General features: G+C 45.1%; 18 protein-coding genes. All 18 read right to left on the bottom strand.

The window, feature by feature from the left end; all coding sequences use genetic code 11:
* Position 1: 1 nt before the first annotated feature.
* A complete protein-coding gene (gene pal / locus FE394_RS00345) occupies positions 2-505 on the bottom strand; it encodes a peptidoglycan-associated lipoprotein Pal (RefSeq protein ID WP_319924420.1) in 504 nt (167 codons plus the stop codon).
* A gap of 47 nt (positions 506-552) precedes the next feature.
* The gene (tolB, locus tag FE394_RS00340; RefSeq protein ID WP_319924500.1) at positions 553-1,851 is read right to left on the bottom strand and encodes a Tol-Pal system beta propeller repeat protein TolB; all 1,299 of its coding nucleotides are present in this window, start codon (positions 1,849-1,851) and stop codon (positions 553-555) included.
* 190 nt (positions 1,852-2,041) lie between these two features.
* A complete protein-coding gene (gene tolA, locus FE394_RS00335) occupies positions 2,042-3,121 on the bottom strand; it encodes a cell envelope integrity protein TolA (protein WP_319924419.1) in 1,080 nt (359 codons plus the stop codon).
* 35 nt (positions 3,122-3,156) lie between these two features.
* Positions 3,157-3,588, bottom strand: coding sequence for a colicin uptake protein TolR (tolR, locus tag FE394_RS00330; protein WP_319924418.1), 432 nt, complete (start codon positions 3,586-3,588; stop codon positions 3,157-3,159).
* Between the two features lie 24 nt (positions 3,589-3,612).
* Positions 3,613-4,302 carry a Tol-Pal system protein TolQ gene (tolQ, locus tag FE394_RS00325; RefSeq protein WP_319924417.1) on the bottom strand — a complete coding sequence of 230 codons (690 nt, stop codon included), beginning with the start codon at positions 4,300-4,302 and terminating at the stop codon, positions 3,613-3,615.
* Complete coding sequence (gene ybgC / locus FE394_RS00320) at positions 4,299-4,703, bottom strand: tol-pal system-associated acyl-CoA thioesterase (RefSeq protein WP_319924416.1); 405 nt, start codon at positions 4,701-4,703, stop codon at positions 4,299-4,301. Before ybgC ends, tolQ begins: the two co-directional genes overlap by 4 nt.
* A gap of 115 nt (positions 4,704-4,818) precedes the next feature.
* Positions 4,819-5,109, bottom strand: a complete 291-nt coding sequence (gene ybgE / locus FE394_RS00315) for a cyd operon protein YbgE (RefSeq protein WP_319924415.1) — start codon at positions 5,107-5,109, stop codon at positions 4,819-4,821.
* On the bottom strand, positions 5,106-5,222 hold the full coding sequence (gene cydX / locus FE394_RS00310; protein WP_319924414.1) for a cytochrome bd-I oxidase subunit CydX: 117 nt from the start codon (positions 5,220-5,222) through the stop codon (positions 5,106-5,108). Before cydX ends, ybgE begins: the two co-directional genes overlap by 4 nt.
* A 12-nt stretch (positions 5,223-5,234) precedes the next feature.
* On the bottom strand, positions 5,235-6,374 hold the full coding sequence (gene cydB / locus FE394_RS00305; RefSeq protein WP_319924413.1) for a cytochrome d ubiquinol oxidase subunit II: 1,140 nt from the start codon (positions 6,372-6,374) through the stop codon (positions 5,235-5,237).
* 14 nt (positions 6,375-6,388) lie between these two features.
* Positions 6,389-7,960, bottom strand: a complete 1,572-nt coding sequence (gene cydA / locus FE394_RS00300) for a cytochrome ubiquinol oxidase subunit I (protein WP_319924412.1) — start codon at positions 7,958-7,960, stop codon at positions 6,389-6,391.
* A gap of 646 nt (positions 7,961-8,606) precedes the next feature.
* Entirely contained in the window at positions 8,607-9,476 is an 870-nt protein-coding gene (gene sucD, locus FE394_RS00295; RefSeq protein WP_319924411.1) for a succinate--CoA ligase subunit alpha, read from the bottom strand.
* Positions 9,476-10,642, bottom strand: a complete 1,167-nt coding sequence (sucC, locus tag FE394_RS00290) for an ADP-forming succinate--CoA ligase subunit beta (RefSeq protein WP_319924410.1) — start codon at positions 10,640-10,642, stop codon at positions 9,476-9,478. Before sucC ends, sucD begins: the two co-directional genes overlap by 1 nt.
* Before the next feature lie 161 nt (positions 10,643-10,803).
* A complete protein-coding gene (odhB, locus tag FE394_RS00285) occupies positions 10,804-12,018 on the bottom strand; it encodes a 2-oxoglutarate dehydrogenase complex dihydrolipoyllysine-residue succinyltransferase (RefSeq protein WP_319924409.1) in 1,215 nt (404 codons plus the stop codon).
* Between the two features lie 13 nt (positions 12,019-12,031).
* Positions 12,032-14,839 carry a 2-oxoglutarate dehydrogenase E1 component gene (gene sucA, locus FE394_RS00280; RefSeq protein ID WP_319924408.1) on the bottom strand — a complete coding sequence of 936 codons (2,808 nt, stop codon included), beginning with the start codon at positions 14,837-14,839 and terminating at the stop codon, positions 12,032-12,034.
* 332 nt (positions 14,840-15,171) lie between these two features.
* Positions 15,172-15,888 carry a succinate dehydrogenase iron-sulfur subunit gene (locus tag FE394_RS00275; RefSeq protein ID WP_319924407.1) on the bottom strand — a complete coding sequence of 239 codons (717 nt, stop codon included), beginning with the start codon at positions 15,886-15,888 and terminating at the stop codon, positions 15,172-15,174.
* Positions 15,889-15,925: 37 nt separating this feature from the next.
* Positions 15,926-17,692, bottom strand: coding sequence for a succinate dehydrogenase flavoprotein subunit (sdhA, locus tag FE394_RS00270; RefSeq protein ID WP_319924406.1), 1,767 nt, complete (start codon positions 17,690-17,692; stop codon positions 15,926-15,928).
* Positions 17,693-18,040 carry a succinate dehydrogenase membrane anchor subunit gene (sdhD, locus tag FE394_RS00265; protein ID WP_319924405.1) on the bottom strand — a complete coding sequence of 116 codons (348 nt, stop codon included), beginning with the start codon at positions 18,038-18,040 and terminating at the stop codon, positions 17,693-17,695.
* Positions 18,034-18,423, bottom strand: coding sequence for a succinate dehydrogenase cytochrome b556 subunit (sdhC, locus tag FE394_RS00260; protein WP_319924404.1), 390 nt, complete (start codon positions 18,421-18,423; stop codon positions 18,034-18,036). The genes sdhD and sdhC overlap by 7 nt, the downstream gene beginning before the upstream one ends.
* Between the last annotated feature and the right edge of the window lie 435 nt (positions 18,424-18,858).

The raw sequence follows: 18,858 nt of genomic DNA, 5'->3' as shown, positions 1-18,858 counted from the left end.
CTTAGTATACGATTACAGCGCGACGGTTTTTCGCGTATGCTGCTTCGTCATGGCCAAGTACAGCTGGTTTTTCTTTACCGTAAGAAACGATAGCGAGCTGGTCAGCAGAAACGCCTTTGCCTTGCAGGTACATTTTCACTGCATTTGCACGACGCTCACCCAGAGCGATGTTGTACTCTGGAGTACCACGTTCGTCCGCATGACCTTCGATAGTTACTTTAACAGATGGGTTAGTACGCAGGAATGCAGCGTGTGCATCCAGCATCTGAGCAAATTCGCTGTTAATATCATACTTATCGAAACCGAAGTATACGATGTTGTTGTTTTGCAGCTCTTGCATCTGCTGACGTGCTAATTCTTCAGCAGACAGACCCGCTTTAGAAGAATTATCAACAGTGCCTACACCAGACTGATCATTGTTACCATTCTTGTTAGTAGTACACGCTGCTACGGCCATGATTGGTAAAGCTAACATCAGCCCTTTTAGCACTTTGTTCAGTTGCATCTCTTTGATCCTTTTATAGTTTGCCATACATCTTATTTTATTATGCATCACAGATACGGCGACCAGGCAGGGGATTTTACCTGTCCATCGGTGGCCGGAAGACGCGCTTTGAAACGCCCATCAGTCGAAACTAGCTGCAATACAGTTCCCCACCCTTGAGTGGAGCTATAAATCACCATAGTGCCATTAGGTGCGATACTCGGCGTTTCATCCAGGAACGTATCCGTCAAAATTTGGACAGATCCCGTTGCCAGATCTTGTTTGGCGATATGCTGACTGCCATTTGCCGAGCTAACCATTACGATAAAACTACCGTCAGGGCTAACATCTGCATCTTGGTTTTGTGATCCTTCCCAAGTCAGGCGTTGTGGAGCACCGCCATTAATATCGATTTTGTACAACTGCGGACGACCGCCCTGATCTGAGGTATAGACCAGTGTTTGGCTATCGGGCATCCAGCTTGGCTCAGTGTTATTACTGCGGCCATCAGTGACTTGACGGATTTGACCAGAGGCTAAATCCATCACATTAAGATTCAAACTGCCTGTTTTCGATAGCGCAAAGGCAAGTTTAGTCCCATCGGGAGAAAATGCGGGCGCTCCGTTATGGCGAGGGAACGACGCTATCTGTCTCACTGCACTTGTTGCCAGTGTCTGAACAACCAGTGCAGAACGACCACTTTCAAAAGTCACATAAGCAAGTTTAGATGCATCTGGTGACCATGCCGGAGACATCAATGGTTCAGGTGAACGATGCACGGTAAATTGGTTATAACCGTCATAATCAGAAACACGCAGCTCATAAGGATATTTACCCCCACTGGTATTTTTGACGACATAAGCTATACGTGTACGAAATGCACCTTTAATACCCGTCAGTTTTTCAAACACCTGATCACTTGCTGCATGTGCTGCATAGCGCAACCACTTTTTCTCTATTGAGAATTGCTCTTGTGCCAGCACTGCTCCTGGTGTACCAGCAGCATCAACCAACTGATAAGAAACAAGAAATTTACCATCTGCACTTGGTTGAATGCGCCCAACAATTACTGAGTCGATTCCAAGAGCAGTCCATGCAGCAGGTGTTACTTCTGATGCAGTAGTCGGTTGTTGTGGCATACGGGTTGGATCAATGGGATTGAATTTCCCGCTATTGCGCAGGTCTGCCGCAATAATTGAACCAATATCCTCTGGAGCATTGCCTTCACCAGTCCATTTAAATGGGACAACCCCAATTGGACGGGCAGAATCAACGCCTTGTGTAATTTCAATGCGAACTTCTGCATGAGCCAGCGCTGCCCACATCATCAGAAAGCCCAGTATTATTTTTAAATTCTGCTTAAACATCTGATTAAAAATTTGCTTCATCATCTCTCCCTTATCGCGATCTCTTATCTGCCCGCAATAATCCGCCGGATTCTAACAAACGCCAACAAACAAAACTAGATACCTAAATAAAATCTAATAATTTTGTTTGTTCATATAAATTATTCGAAGGTTCATCTAGAAAATAAGGCTTCTATACCAAATATTTATCTTATTGTGGCTTAAAGTCTAGTGTGAAATCCCTGAAATGCTCATAAATCTCCTTACTTGGTGGAGACGGCATTTTTTTAACCAAATGAGCTGCGGCAAGTGCTGCTCGACATAAAGCAGGATCACCTGATACCGCTTTAATATCAATCAGCAATCCATCTGAGGCCAGCTTTATTTTTAACTCACAGTTACGTCCGATATACAAGTTCGCATCAATGAATTGCTTCTCTATCGCAGACCGAATCTGCCCCTTGTAACTACTGATATCTGAATCGGAAGGACCACTTTTCTTACCGCCGCCTTTTCCTGCCGCTGTTGCCCCACCCTGCTTGGGTGCATTCGATGTCAACCCACCTAACAAATCATCAACGGACTGAGCCTGTTTCGCAGCTTCCGCCTTAGCTTTGGCTTTAGCCTTCGCTTCTGCTTTTGCTTTAGCTTCGGCATCAGACTTTGCCTTAGCTTCCGCCTCGGCTTTTACTTTGGCTTCTGCCGCTGCTTTTGCCTTGGCCTCTGCTTCTGCTTTAGCTTTTGCCTCAGCGGCCGCTTTACGTTTTACGGCCTCTTCAGCCTCTTTCTTCGCCTGAGCTTCTGCTTTCTGTTGAGCTTCAGCCTGTTCTTTCAGAATTCTTTCTTTTTCTGCCAACGCTTTTGCAGCAGCTTCTTCTGCTTGCTTCTGCTCTTCACGTGACTTAGCGGCAGCAGCCTCAGATTGTTTTTTCTGAGTTTCAGCCGCTTGCTGTGCTTTGATGCGTTCTTCTTCAGCCACTTTCAAGCGTTCCTGCTCTTCCGCCTGCTTTGCCCGCAATTCAGCGGCCTGTTGTTCAGCCTTTTTCTTCCGCTGTTGCTCAGCTAACTTCGCATTGGCCTGCTGCTGTTGCTTCTGGTTATATTGCTGAACTACAGCATTCGGATCGACCATAACAGCATCAATGATAGTGCCATTATCTCCACCGCCCCCCATTTCCGTTTTTTGCACCAAAGATCCCCAAATCAGAAATCCTATCAGGATAATGTGCAATATTACCGAAATGATAATGGCGCGATTCAACCTATTATTTTGCTCGCTTGTCTTTCCCACGCTCGACATCCAGAAACTTTAAGTGACAGCCGCAATCAGGCTCCGATAGGCTGAGTCATTAAACCCACCGATTTTACACCTGCCTGACGAAGCATATTGAGTGCCTTGATAATTTCATCATAAGGAACTTCCTTAGAGCCGCCAATCAAGAAAACTGTCTTCGGATTGGTATTCATCAAGGTTTTAGCCTCAGCAATGATTTGCTGTTCAGGTAACAATTCCAAACGTTCCTGATTAACAACCATGTTGTACTGCCCTACCCCAGAAACTTCTACAATAACTGGTGGGTTATCAGTGGTGGAAACCGTTTTTGAATCCACCGAATCAGGTAAATCGACTTCTACGCTTTGCGTGATAATCGGGGCTGTTGCCATAAATATCAGCAACAACACCAGCAACACGTCCAGCAAGGGGACGATATTGATCTCGGATTTTAGCTCACGTCTGCGACTACGAGTGCGCGCCATTCGCTGTATTTCCCCTTACGATTATTACGACTTATTGGTGTTGGAAGTAAAAGCCTGACGATGCAGAATAGCCAAAAATTCTTCCATAAAGTTATCGTAGGTTTGTTCTAATTTATTGACGCGCTGATTCAGTCGGTTATAAGCCATTACCGCAGGAATTGCAGCAAATAAACCGATCGCGGTTGCAATCAGAGCTTCAGCAATACCGGGAGCAACCATTTGTAACGTTGCCTGTTTGACCGAGCCCAAGGCGATGAATGCATGCATGATCCCCCAAACCGTACCAAACAAACCAATATAAGGGCTGATAGAACCTACCGTTCCCAAAAATGGAATGTGATTTTCCAATGTCTCCATCTCACGGTTCAATGAGATACGCATAGCACGGGAAGCCCCTGTAATAACCGCTTCTGGTGCATGGCTATTTGCTTGATGCAAACGGGCATATTCTTTAAATCCAGAATGGAAAATCTGTTCAGTACCACTTAACGAATCAAGGCGTGACTGACTTTCTTTATAAAGGCGAGATAATTCAATACCCGACCAAAATTTATCTTCAAACGCTTCTGCCTCACGGCTTGCAGCATTAAGGATCTTTGTTCGCTGAATAATAATTGCCCAAGAAAAAATAGAAAAGCCGATCAAAATCAACATGATCAGCTGCACTAAGAAGCCTGCCTTAAGAAATAAATCAAGGATATTCATGTCAGTCACTGCTTAAACTCCGCGACAATAGACTTTGGAAGCGCAATTGGCTTCATTTGAGATGAATTCACGCAGACAACTAAACATTCTGCGCTGCTGATAACGACACCATTGCTATCAACAATTCGTTGAATAAATGTCAGAGAAGCGCCACGGATATTCGTAACTTCGCTTTCAACAACCAGCTGATCATCCAGTTTTGCTGGTTTCCGGTAGTCAATAGTCATACGGCTGACAACAAAGCCAACTTGCTCATCCAGCATATACTGTTGGTGGCAGCCTTTCTCACGCAGCATTTCTGTGCGGGCTCTTTCGTAAAAAACCAAATAGCGAGCATGATAGACTACACCACTAGCATCAGTGTCTTCGTAGTAAACACGGATAGGCCAACGGAACAACATATTACTCATATAATCCTAATTTAGGCGAATTGACGCTGTCACTATACTTAAGACAATGGCGCTTTGGAATGACTTGTCAGTAAAAAAAATTTATAGGCCAACGACCTATAAAATTATAATTAGTTTACTTAAAGAAATGATATAAGCCAAAAAGAAGAATGAAAAATGCAGGTAATGGATGAAAAAACAGACGCCAGATAATACGTTGAGGATGAAATCCAACGCCAAAAGTAACACCGGCACAAACCGACCAGATCAATAAAATCTCTTGCCATATCTGCAATGAGCTAGTGTTGGCCGCAAAACGTGTCGGGTCCCAGAATACACATGAGGCAAGCGCCAAAGCTGCGATGAGGATAAGGGCCCTCAACAGGCCCTTATCCATAAGTTGGTAGAATTTATCAACCAACGTCATTTTTTATCACTCTCAATCGCTTTTTCTGATTCATTATGTTCGAGAGCCAAAGCTGCAATAATAGCAAAACTACATGCTAAGAGCGTTCCGAGAATCCAAGCAAAATACCACATGCCTATGCTCCTTCAGTACAGTGAGTGTTTGTTGTTTTCAATGTAGTTCTTATCCAAACGTCCAAAGGTTTTGTAGTAACACCAGATGGTGTAAGACAACACAATAGGAACGAAGATAAGCGCAACAACGAACATGATTTGCAACGTCCACTGACTGGATGTCGCATCCCACATAGTCAGGCTGACATTAGGATCAAGACTTGACGGCATCACAAATGGGAACATAGCAATACCAGAAGTCAGAATAATGCAAGTTACCGTCAAGGATGAGAACAGAAATGCCCAAGCCCCTTTATCCAACCGAGTTGCCAACATAGTTAGCAGAGGGAGAAGCACACCCAACGCCGGTACTGCCCACAGAATCGGATAGTTATTGAAGTTAATCAGCCATGCGCCTGCCTGTTGGACAACTTCTTTATGCAATGGGTTAGAAGGTGCATTAACATCCAGATTGCTGGTTACAACATAACCGTCAATACCATAAATCAGCCATACTCCTGCCAGTAGGAATGCAACTGCCGTTATCGCTGCACAAACATGAGTCGCGGTACGGGAACGCAGATGCAATTCGCCGACTGTACGCATTTGCAGGTAAGTCGCACCTTGTGTCACTATCATCATCAGGCTAATCACACCAGCCAGCAGACCATAAGGATTCAGCAAGCCGAAAAATGAACCTTCATAGGAAACACGCAAGTAAGAGTCAACTGCCAACGGCACACCTTGCAACAAGTTACCAAATGCAACACCAATAACCAGCGCAGGGACGAAACTACCGATAACCAATCCCCAATCCCACATGTTACGCCATTTGCTGCTTTCCAGTTTTGAACGGTAATCAAAACCGACCGGACGGAAAAACAGTGCAGCCAAGACTAAGATCATTGCCACATAGAAGCCGGAGAAAGCCGCAGCATATACCATTGGCCATGCTGCAAACAGAGCTCCGCCCGCAGTGATTAACCAGACTTGGTTACCATCCCAGTGTGGGGCAACTGAGTTAATCATGATGCGGCGTTCGGTATCATTTTTACCAATGATTTTCAGCAGGATACCTACTCCCATATCGAAACCATCAGTCACTGTGAAACCGATCAGCAACACACCAATCAGCAGCCACCATATAAATCGTAATACATCATAATCAAGCATAAGTGGACTCCTGCTTACTCAATATTGTTCGCTGAAGAAGCTGTTTTCTGTTCAAAGTGATAACGCCCAGTCTTGAGGCTACTTGGGCCAAGACGTGCAAATTTGAACATCAAGAACATCTCTGCGACCAAGAACAAGGTGTACAGACCACAAATCAGTACCATTGAGAAAATGAGATCGCCAACACTTCGTGTTGAAGCAGCCACGGCGGTTGGCAAAACTTCACCAATTGCCCAAGGCTGACGGCCATATTCTGCAACGAACCATCCGGCTTCAATGGCAATCCACGGTAATGGGATACTGAACAATGCAATACGCAGCAACCATCTATATTGACCGATACGATTGCGGATAACACTCAGGAATGACAGACCGATAACCAATAGCATGATAAAACCTGCGGCAACCATGATACGGAATGCAAAATAGAGCGGAGCTACACGCGGAATAGAATCTTTCGCTGCGGCTTGAATCTGCGCTTCTGTCGCATCAGTTACGTTTTCGGTATAACGCTTGACGAGCATGCCATAACCAAGATCTTTCTTGCTTTCATTGAATGCACTGCGAACACTTGGGTCAGTATTGCCTGAACGCAATTCTTCAAGTAATTCGTATGCTTTGATGCCGTTACGGATACGCTGCTCATGTTGTCCCATCAAATCACGCAGACCAACAACAGGTGTATCTGTGGAGCGAGTGGCAATCAGACCTAAAACATAAGGAATTTGGATGGAGTATTTGTTTTCCATTTTGTCCTGATCAGGAATACCAATCAGCGTGAATGAAGCTGGGGGTGGCTGAGTTTCCCACTCTGCTTCAATCGCAGCCAGTTTGGTTTTCTGCACATCACCCATTTCATATCCAGATTCATCACCCAGAACGATAACAGACAATATTGCAGCCATACCGAAACTTGCCGCAATGGCAAAAGAGCGTTTGGCAAACGCAAAATCTCGCCCTTTAAGCAGGTAGTAAGAGCTGATGCCCAACACAAAAACAGCACCTGTAACATAACCGGCAGCAACAGTATGGACGAATTTCACCTGAGCAACCGGGTTAAGTACCAGTTCACTGAAGCTCACCATTTCCATTCGCATGGTTTCGAAATTGAAATCAGACGCAATCGGGTTTTGCATCCAACCATTCGCAACCAATATCCATAAAGCAGAGAAGTTAGAGCCTAATGCAACCAGCCAGGTAACCGCCAAATGTTGTTTTTTGCTCAAACGATCCCATCCGAAGAAAAACAGACCAACGAATGTAGATTCGAGGAAGAAAGCCATCAGACCTTCGATGGCCAGCGGCGCACCGAAAATATCACCAACGTAATGTGAGAAATATGACCAGTTTGTTCCGAACTGGAACTCCATGGTCAAGCCCGTTGCGACACCCAGAGCAAAGTTAATACCAAATAACTTGCCCCAGAATTTTGTCATATCTTTGTAGATCTGCTTGCCAGAAAGGACATATACCGTTTCCATGATCGCAAGCAGAAACGCCATACCGAGCGTTAATGGAACGAACAGGAAATGATACATGGCAGTTAAGGCAAACTGTAATCGTGACAGTTCGACAATATCAAACATCTTGACTCCTTGCTCCTAGCAGGAAGACACCGACTTGCGGCAACCGACTTTACAAAATGAAAGTCTCGTAACTACCAGCAATAAATGCCTCAAACACAATAATAAATTATTAACTAAATCAAATATCCAGTATATACCACAATAATATTACGCCTATATTTACACACAATAAATAAATTTTAACGTGACTCAGATTAGAATTCTGAATATAGGTCAACAATCCCATGCATTCTCAGGCTAGCGTTTATATATTTTAGATCAATTTAAACAATTTTAGCGAATACAATCTAGAGTAATAAATTGATTTTAGTCAATTTTTTCCTTGTTTTGTTAAGTATTACAGCTATTATTTCATTCTGGTTTACCGAGTGTTAATGAGTTGTTATTTGCAATGAGCTGTAATTTATTTTTTGCTGTAAAAAGAATTATAAAATTAACTTTTCATTTTCATTCTTTGAAAAATATATTTTTTCAATATTCCAAATTAAATTTATAAAATAAATAGGTATCCTTAAAACCAGTTAAATTAAATTTAAAAATAACATTTCCTATAAATTAACTAACCCACTGTTAACATTATAAATAAAAATAAAAGGGCCACCCTGAGGCGGCCCTTTTCTATCAAAACGGCTTATTTTAAAACAGGTTATGCCAGTAATGCTTTCACTGCATCACCAATGTCAGCAAGGCTGCGAACAGTCTTAACACCGGCCGCTTCCAGTGCAGCAAACTTCTCATCTGCTGTACCTTTACCGCCTGCGATAATCGCTCCGGCATGCCCCATACGCTTACCTTTAGGCGCAGTTACACCCGCAATATAAGCAACGACTGGCTTAGTTACATGCTCTTTGATATAAGTAGCAGCTTCTTCTTCTGCTGTACCACCGATTTCACCAATCATCACAATGGCTTCTGTCTGTGGATCTTCCTGGAACAGCTTCAGGATATCGATAAAGTTTGAGCCTGGAATTGGGTCACCACCGATACCAACACAGGTAGACTGACCTAGACCAGTATCAGTAGTCTGTTTTACCGCTTCATAAGTCAATGTACCGGAACGGGACACAATACCGACTTTACCCGCTTTGTGAATATGACCAGGCATGATGCCGATTTTACATTCATCAGGAGTAATAACGCCCGGACAGTTAGGGCCGATCATGCGAACACCTGCTTGATCCAGTTTCACTTTCACTGTCAGCATATCGAGTGTCGGAATGCCTTCTGTAATAGTGATGATGAGCTTAATGCCTGCTTCAATCGCTTCCAGAATGGAGTCTTTACAAAATGGTGCCGGGACATAGATAACAGAAGCCGTCGCACCCGTTGCTTCAACCGCTTCACGTACGGTATTGAATACAGGCAACCCCAAATGCTCAGTACCACCTTTGCCCGGAGTTACACCGCCAACCATTTGAGTGCCGTAAGCAATCGCCTGTTCAGAGTGGAAAGAACCTTGGCTACCAGTAAAACCCTGACAAATTACTTTGGTGTTTTTATCGATTAAAATAGACATTATTTATTCTCCGCTGCTGCTACTGCCTGTTTAGCTGCGTCTGTCAAACTAGTAGCTGCGATGATATTCAAACCACTGTCTGCCAGTTTCTTAGCGCCCAGTTCAGCATTGTTTCCTTCCAGACGAACGACTACGGGTACGTTAACACCCACTTCTTCCACCGCACCAATAATACCGTCAGCAATCAGGTCACAACGGACAATACCACCAAAGATATTTACAAAAACAGCTTTAACATTTTCATCTGACAAGATGATTTTGAATGCTTCGGTAACACGCTCTTTCGTCGCACCACCGCCCACATCAAGGAAGTTTGCCGGTGCGCCACCATGCAGTTTAACAATGTCCATAGTACCCATTGCCAGACCCGCACCATTTACCATACAACCAATGTTGCCATCCAGCGCAACATAGTTCAGTTCCCATTGTGCAGCCTGAGCTTCACGTGGGTCTTCCTGTGAAGGATCGTGCATTTCACGCAATTCAGCCTGACGGAACATAGCGTTACCATCTGCGCTTAATTTCCCATCCAGACAGATAAGATCACCTTGCGTTGTGATAACCAGCGGGTTGATTTCGACCAGAGCTAAATCACGCTCCAGGAACAAATTAGCCAATCCCAAGAAAATTTTGGTGAATTGACCAACCTGCTTACCAGTCAAACCGAGTTTGAATGCCAGTTCACGGCCTTGATACGGCATAGGGCCAGCCAGTGGGTCGATGATTGCTTTATGAATCAGTTCGGGCGTTTCTTCCGCCACTTTTTCTATTTCGACGCCACCTTCGGTAGAGGCCATAAACACTACACGACGTGTACCACGGTCAACAACAGCACCAAGATACAGCTCTTTGGCAATATCGGTTGCCCCTTCTACCAAGATCTGATGAACAGGCTGACCCTGTACATCTGTCTGGTAAGTTACCAGTCGTTTACCCAGCCATTGTTCAGCAAAAGCACGGATATCTTCCTTGCTGTTGACGACTTTCACGCCACCAGCCTTACCGCGGCCACCTGCATGAACCTGACATTTAACGACCCAAGGGCCTAAACCAATCTTGGATGCTGCTTCTTCTGCTTCGCGCGGAGTGGTACAAGCATAACCAGCGGGTGCTGGTAAACCATACCGTGCAAAAAGTTGTTTTGCCTGATACTCGTGTAAATTCATGATGTTCTATCCATAATTTAATATAAGAAAGGTAAATTACCTTCTATTTTGTTGCTCTGGATATGACCAGCCCAAAAGGGCTGGCCTGCATATACATTTTTACATCAACATCGTACTACTTCAGACTGAGCGGAGTTCAACACTCTCCGCCGATAGTGATGCTATACATCCAGCAACAAACGTGTTGGATCTTCCAGCATTTCTTTGATGGCCACCAGGAAGCCTACAGACTCACGCCCGTCAATCAGACGGTGATCATAAGAAAGCGCCAGATACATCATCGGAAGGATCTCAACCTGACCATTCACGGCCATTGGGCGATCTTTGATGGCATGCATGCCGAGGATCGCACTTTGTGGCGGATTAATGATCGGCGTAGACATCAGAGAACCGAATACACCGCCATTGGTAATGGTGAAATTACCGCCAGTGAGTTCTTCAACGGTCAACTTACCGTCGCGGCCTTTGATAGCCAGCTCTTTGATGCTTTTCTCGATTTCAGCCATGCTCAGTGCATCTGCATCACGCAGGACGGGTGTCACCAGACCACGTGGTGTAGATACTGCAATGCTGATATCAAAATAGTTGTGGTAAACCACGTCAGTACCATCAATAGAAGCGTTAACTTCTGGATAACGTTTCAGTGCTTCAACCACCGCTTTCACATAGAAAGACATAAAGCCCAAACGCATACCATGACGTTTTTCAAACGCATCGCCGTACTGCTTACGCAATACCTGAATTGGTTTCATATTGACTTCATTGAAAGTCGTCAACATTGCCGTATTATTTTTCGCTTCCAACAAACGCTCTGCAACACGCTTGCGCAGACGGGTCATTGGTACACGTTTTTCACTACGGTGTGGCAACAAAGATTGCTGTGCAGCAGGAGCCGCAGCAGGCTTATCAGTTCCTTTTTTATTCGCAGCGATATATTTTTCTACGTCTTCGCGAACAATGCGGCCGCCAACACCACTGCCTTTAATCGCAGCAGGATCTAAATCATGTTCTGAAATCAAACGACGAACAGCCGGGCTCAGAGCATCATTGCTTTCTGCTTCCAAAGACGCGGTTTGGCGCTGCGCTGGTGTTGCTTCTGTTTTTTCTTTTACGTCAGCAGGTATGCCTGTGCTGTCACCCAGACGAATACGACCGAGCAGTTGCTTGGACAGTACGGTGGCTCCTTCTTCTTCCAAAATCGCTTCCAGAACACCCGCTTCACTTGCCGGCACTTCCAAAACAACTTTGTCAGTTTCAATTTCAACCAGCACGTCATCACGCTCAATGGTGTCACCTGGTTTTTTATGCCATGTTGCAACAGTGGCATCGGCAACCGATTCAGGAAGTTCTGGAACCAGAATTTCTACGCTACTCATTTTCTATCCTTATTTATTCAACGTTCAATGCGTCATCAACCAGTGCTTTCTGTTGCTGCTGGTGAACAGACGTATATCCCACAGCCGGGGAAGCAGATGCCGGACGACCTGCATAACGTAAAGATGCCCCAAATGGGATCGCTTCACGGAAATTATGTTGACTACAATACCAAGCCCCTTGGTTCAGCGGCTCTTCCTGACACCAGACGAAATCATGCACATGGGCATACTGTTCAAACAGGGTTTGTATGTCTTGACGTGGGAATGGATACAGCTGCTCAACCCGCACGATAGCGACATTGGTCTGTTCATTCTTACGGCGCTGTTCCAGTAAATCGTAATAAACTTTACCGGAGCAAAGTACAACGCGTTTAACATCTTTTGGATCCAAGGCGTCAATTTCACCAATCACTGGCTCGAATTTACCGTTAGCCAGTTCATCCAGAGTAGATACAGCCAATGGATGACGCAGCAGTGATTTAGGTGACATGACGATGAGAGGACGACGCATACCACGCAGAGCCTGACGGCGCAGCATGTGATAAACCTGAGCCGGAGTCGATGGCACACAGACCTGCATGTTCTGTTCTGCACAAAGTTGCAGGTAACGCTCCAGACGTGCCGATGAATGCTCTGGACCCTGCCCTTCATAACCATGTGGCAGCAGCATGACCAGACCACACATACGGCCCCATTTTTGTTCGCCGGAGCTGATGAACTGATCAATAACAATCTGGGCTACGTTGGCGAAATCACCAAACTGGGCTTCCCAAATCGTCAACGCACGAGGTTCTGTTGTCGCATAGCCGTATTCAAATGCCAGTACCGCTTCCTCTGAAAGTACGGAATCCCATACGTTGAATACACCCTGAGCATTGTGGACATTCGCCAAAGGTACATAAACAGAAGCATTGTTTTGATCATGAATAACAGCATGGCGATGGAAGAAAGTACCACGGCCCGCGTCTTCACCGGAGAGACGTACAGGGATGCCTTCATCAACCAACGTCGCATAAGCCAGTGTTTCAGCCCCACCCCAGTCGAACAATTTACCACCGTTGGCCATTTCCGCACGGTCGCTATAAATTTTCGCAACGCGTGAATGCATTTCCACTTCGTCAGGGATCGTACTGAGGCGCTTGCCGAGATCTTGCAGACGTTTCATATCCACTTTATGCGGATACTCTTCATCCCATTCATGGTTCAGATACGGTTCCCATGTGAATGAATGCAGGCCCATTGGACGCCATTCATCAACAACACATTCCCCATGATCCAACGCATCACGATACAGATTAACCATCTCGGTAACATCATTGGCAGCCAGCAAACCCTCTGCTATCAGCTTATCCCCATAGATTTTACGGGCTGTTGGTTGTTTTTTGATTTTCTGGTACATCAATGGCTGAGTTGCGCTCGGCTCGTCAGCTTCGTTATGACCGTGGCGACGGTAGCAGACCAGATCAATCATGACGTCACGTTTGAAGGTATTGCGGAAATCAAGTGCCAAACGAGTAACGAATGCAACGGCTTCCGGATCATCTGCGTTAACGTGGAAAATCGGGGCCTGAACCATTTTCACAATATCAGTACAATATTGTGTTGAACGAGAATCTTTCGGATTAGACGTGGTGAAACCAATCTGGTTGTTAATCACAATACGGACAGTACCACCGACTTCATAGCCACGAGCCTGAGACATGTTCAGTGTTTCCTGAACAATTCCCTGTCCTGTTACTGCTGCATCACCGTGGATGGTGACTGGCAGAACCATATTACTGCGGCCTTCATCAAGACGATCACGGCGAGCACGCACTGAACCGATAACAACAGGGCTGACAATTTCAAGGTGAGACGGGTTAAAGGCCAGAGCCAAATGCACCAAACCACCCTCGGTTTCGAAATCAGAAGAGAAACCTTGGTGATATTTCACGTCACCCGTACCGAGGTGTTCTTTATGTTTACCAGCAAATTCGTCAAACAGGTCAGCAGGTTTTTTACCCAAGAGATTGACCAGAACGTTGAGGCGACCACGATGAGCCATTCCCAGCACAACTTCACGAGTATCTTGTTTACCCGCATGGCGGATCAACTCTTTCAACATGAGGATAAGTGCATCACCACCTTCCAGGGAGAAACGTTTCGCCCCTGGGAATTTAGCACCCAGATAACGCTCCAAGCCTTCCGCCGACGTTAATTCTCTCAGAAAACGATGCTTTTCTTCTGTATTGAATTGTGAGCCAACTGCCACAGATTCCAGACGCTGCTGAATCCAACGTTTTTCTTCTGTATTGGTGATATGCATGTATTCCGCACCAATTGAACCGCAATAAATGCGCTTCAGTGTGTCATACAGATCAGCCAATTTCATTGTCTCTTTACCGATGGCAAAAGAGCCCACATTAAACGTTTCTTCGAAATCTGCCTTTGTTAAATTATGGAAAGCAGGATCGAGGTCTGATACAGATTCCTGTTTCCATAATCCCAATGGATCAAGATTTGCTTGTTGGTGTCCGCGGAAGCGGAATGCGTTGATAAGCTGCAAAACTTTGACTTGTTTTGCATCCATTGCTGGATCGCTGACTGAAGTGTGGTAACGTGTTGCATCCTTTGCCAGACGACGGAAATAGTCGCGTGTCTGTGAGTGAAGTTGTTCCCCGCTAAGCCCTGCATCTGGTAATTGTTGGAAAATTTCTCTCCAACTTGCATCAACAGAGTTAGGATCGGTTATATAGTCTTCATAGATTTGCTCTATGTAAGACTGGTTTGCACCAGCCAGAAAGCTTGAGTCCAACCAGTCCTTCATTGCGCCGTTCTGCATTGTGATCCCTTAAGCTTTGAAAGCTTTAGTTTTCGCCGTGGTTAACAAATACCGCTTAATTAGCGGTGTTGATAAAAGGTTCATTTGGACGTGCTTAATACATGTTCTTTAATTCGGGTTTTCCTACCCCTCAAGGAACCTTTACAAACTGAATAACAGTTTGTAAAAGTTCCTTTATTTAGAAACATGCGCCGTCATTAGCAGTAGGCAATTTATCATTTTTCATTCTTTATGCCCTCCACTGGTTTGATTTTTATTTCAAAATTGTGGAGGGCAACATTATATGCATTATTTACACGCGATTTATGTGTTATTTATGCACGATATTTCATTTATGCACTGTGTTTCAGTAGCATAGATTTAATATGGCCAATCGCTTTTGTCGGATTCAGTCCTTTAGGACATACGTCGACGCAGTTCATAATCCCATGGCAACGGAAAACACTGAAAGCATCATTCAAATTATCCAATCGTGACGACGTTTCAGTATCACGACTGTCGATCAGGAAACGGTACGCAGCTAAAAGACCCGCCGGACCAATAAATTTATCCGGATTCCACCAGAACGACGGACAAGAGGTCGAGCAGCAGGCACACAAGATACATTCATACAGACCATCAAGTTTTTCACGTTGTTCAGGTAATTGCAGATGCTCACGCGCAGGAGGGTTTTTACCGTCATTAATCACATAAGGACGGATTTTTTCATATTGCGCGTAGAATTGCCCCATATCAACAACCAAATCACGAACAACCGGCAAACCAGGCAATGGACGAATAACAATTTTTTTATTACCACGATGCAGTGCTGATACGGGTGTCACACATGCCAGACCATTTTTGCCGTTCATATTCACGCCGTCAGAACCACAAACGCCCTCACGACAAGAACGACGGAATGCCAGGGTTGGATCTTGCTCTTTTAGCTGGATAAGAGCATCCAGCAGCATCATGTCCCGGCCTTCCTCTGCTTCCAGTGTGTAGTCCTGCATACGGGGTACATCATCTACATCTGGATTATAGCGATAAATCGAGAATTCAAGTTTCATAATCTATTTCTCCGCAACTGGAACATCAGCAACGCAATTAGTAAGAACGCACTTTCGGCGGGAAAGCTTCACGCAGTTTTGGTTGCATATTCACTTCACGACGAGTCATGCTCTCAGTTTGCGGTAAATACAGGCTATGGCATAACCAGTTAGCATCATCACGCTCTGGATAATCAAAACGGCTATGGGCACCACGGCTTTCTGTACGGAAATTCGCAGAAACTGCTGTCGAATAAGCGGTTTCCATCAAGTTATCTAATTCCAGACATTCGATACGCTGGGTATTGAATTCTGATGAAGTATCATCCAGACGAGCATTTTTCAGACGTTCACGGATTACCTTCAGCTCCTCCAGCCCTTTCGCCATAGCCTCGCCTTCGCGGAACACTGAGAAGTTATTCTGCATGCAGGATTGCAGAGCCTTGCGGATTTCAACTGGATCTTCACCTGAACGATTGTTATCCCAACGGTTCAGACGTTGCAGTGCAGCATCAACATCGGATTCGCTGGCATCACGGCTGGTTCCTTGTTCCATCAGGCACTCTTTCAAATGCAGACCTGCGGAGCGACCGAATACCACCAAATCGAGCAATGAGTTACCACCGAGGCGGTTTGCTCCGTGAACGGATACACAGGCAATTTCACCCACAGCAAACAAGCCCGGAATTATAACGTCTTCGCCTTTTTCGTTGACTGTCAATGCCTGACCGGTGATTTTGGTTGGGATCCCACCCATCATATAGTGGCAGGTTGGAATAACCGGAATCGGCTCTTTCACCGGATCTACGTGAGCGAAAGTACGGGATAATTCGAGGATACCCGGCAGACGGGATTCCAATACATCCTTGCCCAGATGATCCAGTTTCAATTTCGCATGAGGTCCCCATGGCCCATCACAACCACGGCCTTCACGGATTTCAATCATGATGGAACGTGCGACTACATCGCGGCCAGCAAGATCTTTAGCATTTGGTGCATAACGCTCCATAAAGCGCTCACCATCTTTATTCAGCAGATAACCACCTTCACCACGGCAGCCCTCTGTGACCAGAACACCGGCACCGGCAATGCCCGTTGGGTGGAATTGCCACATTTCCATATCCTGTACAGGAACACCCGCACGCAACGCCATACCAACACCATCACCCGTATTGATATGCGCATTGGTTGTGGATTGATAGATGCGACCTGCACCACCGGTTGCCAGAATGGTTGCCTTGGCTTTGAAATAAACCACTTCACCCGTTTCAATGCAGATAGCGGTACAACCAACAATCGCACCATCCTGATTCTTGACCAGATCCAGGGAATACCACTCAGAGAAGATAGTCGTATGATTCTTCAGATTCTGCTGATACAGGGTATGTAGCAGAGCATGACCAGTACGGTCAGCCGCAGCAGCTGTGCGGGCAGCCTGTTCGCCCCCAAAATTCTTGGATTGTCCGCCAAATGGACGCTGATAGATACTGCCATTATCCAAACGGGAGAATGGCAACCCCATGTGTTCCAGTTCCAAAATGGCTTCAGGGCCAGTTTGACACATGTATTCAATGGCATCTTGGTCACCGATATAATCGGAACCTTTCACCGTATCATACATATGCCATTCCCAGTTATCGTCATGGGTATTGCCCAGAGCAACGGTAATTCCGCCCTGTGCTGAAACGGTATGAGAACGAGTTGGGAATACCTTGGAAATCAAGGCACAAGATAAACCCATTTGTGAAATTTGCAGTGCAGCACGCATACCTGCGCCACCAGCACCAATAACAACAGCGTCAAACTCTCTTACTGGCAGTTTCATTTATGCACCCCACACAACAATTGTTCCGTAAATCAAATAAGTCAACAGCGCCACAATAATCACCAATTGCAGCGGCAGACGCAGTGCGAGTGACTTGACATAATCTGTCAGCACCTGCCACATACCAATCCATGCATGAACCAGAATGGAAAGCAGTGTCAACACTGTGAACACTTTAGTGAGAGATGAAGAGAAGAAACCACGCCAGATTTCATAGGAAATATCTGACGTTGTTGCAACAAAACCAACGAGGTAAAGGACGTACAAAACAATAATAATTGCAGATGCACGTAGCAGCAGCCAATCCTGAATACCCGTACGACCCAATGCGGATGCGTTGCTTACCATAATAATACCCCAGCCAGAATAGACAGAATAATCGCGATCACTATTGCTACTTTGGCAGATGCACGACCGGTAGCGAGGTTTTCTTCCAAGAAACCAAAATCCATCAATACATGGCGGATGCCTCCACAAATGTGGTAAGCCAGCGCCGTCAATATCCCCCACAGGATAAATTTGGCGAAGAAGCCAGTCATGATTTCAGATGCTTGTAGGAATCCCTCCTGCGAAGACAGTGACATACCTAACAACCACAGCAAAATACCAACTGCGATAAAGGTGATGACGCCTGAGATACGGTGCAAGATCGATGCTATCGCGGAGACGGGTTGGTTAATCGTCCGCAGATCAAGGTTGACAGGTCTTTGTTTTTTCACAATTTTGCCCACAAAGCTTTTTTTTATTTTCCATCCTCCGGTCCTGGGCGGGAATCAGACAGCGCTAAGAGGATACAAAAACACAACATAATTAAATTAACAATCCTTACATGTTTATCAAAAGTTGTGATTTGATTACGCTGGGTGCTCCTACATCAGGGTAATCCGGAGACCTGACGGGAGTATAAGTACTTCACATTGTTATTACAATTCCCACACAATATGATTGTTAACATTTAGCTTGAACAGTGAGAAAGATCACGCTTCAAACATTTTTCATAAAAACCATTATCTTGTTTGACAAAGATTAAACATTTACCTTACATATATGTCGTTATATATTGTTTAGCATCGTTTTACGATGAAGAAATATACTTAACGAAAAACAAAAGTTATGTAAAAGTATCGTATAAGCACAAAATGATAACATTTGATGTTAAGAATACT

Source organism: Xenorhabdus littoralis, from assembly GCF_033949345.1.
In the GTDB taxonomy this organism is placed as follows: domain Bacteria; phylum Pseudomonadota; class Gammaproteobacteria; order Enterobacterales; family Enterobacteriaceae; genus Xenorhabdus; species Xenorhabdus littoralis.
This window is presented reverse-complemented; position numbering and strand designations above follow the sequence as displayed.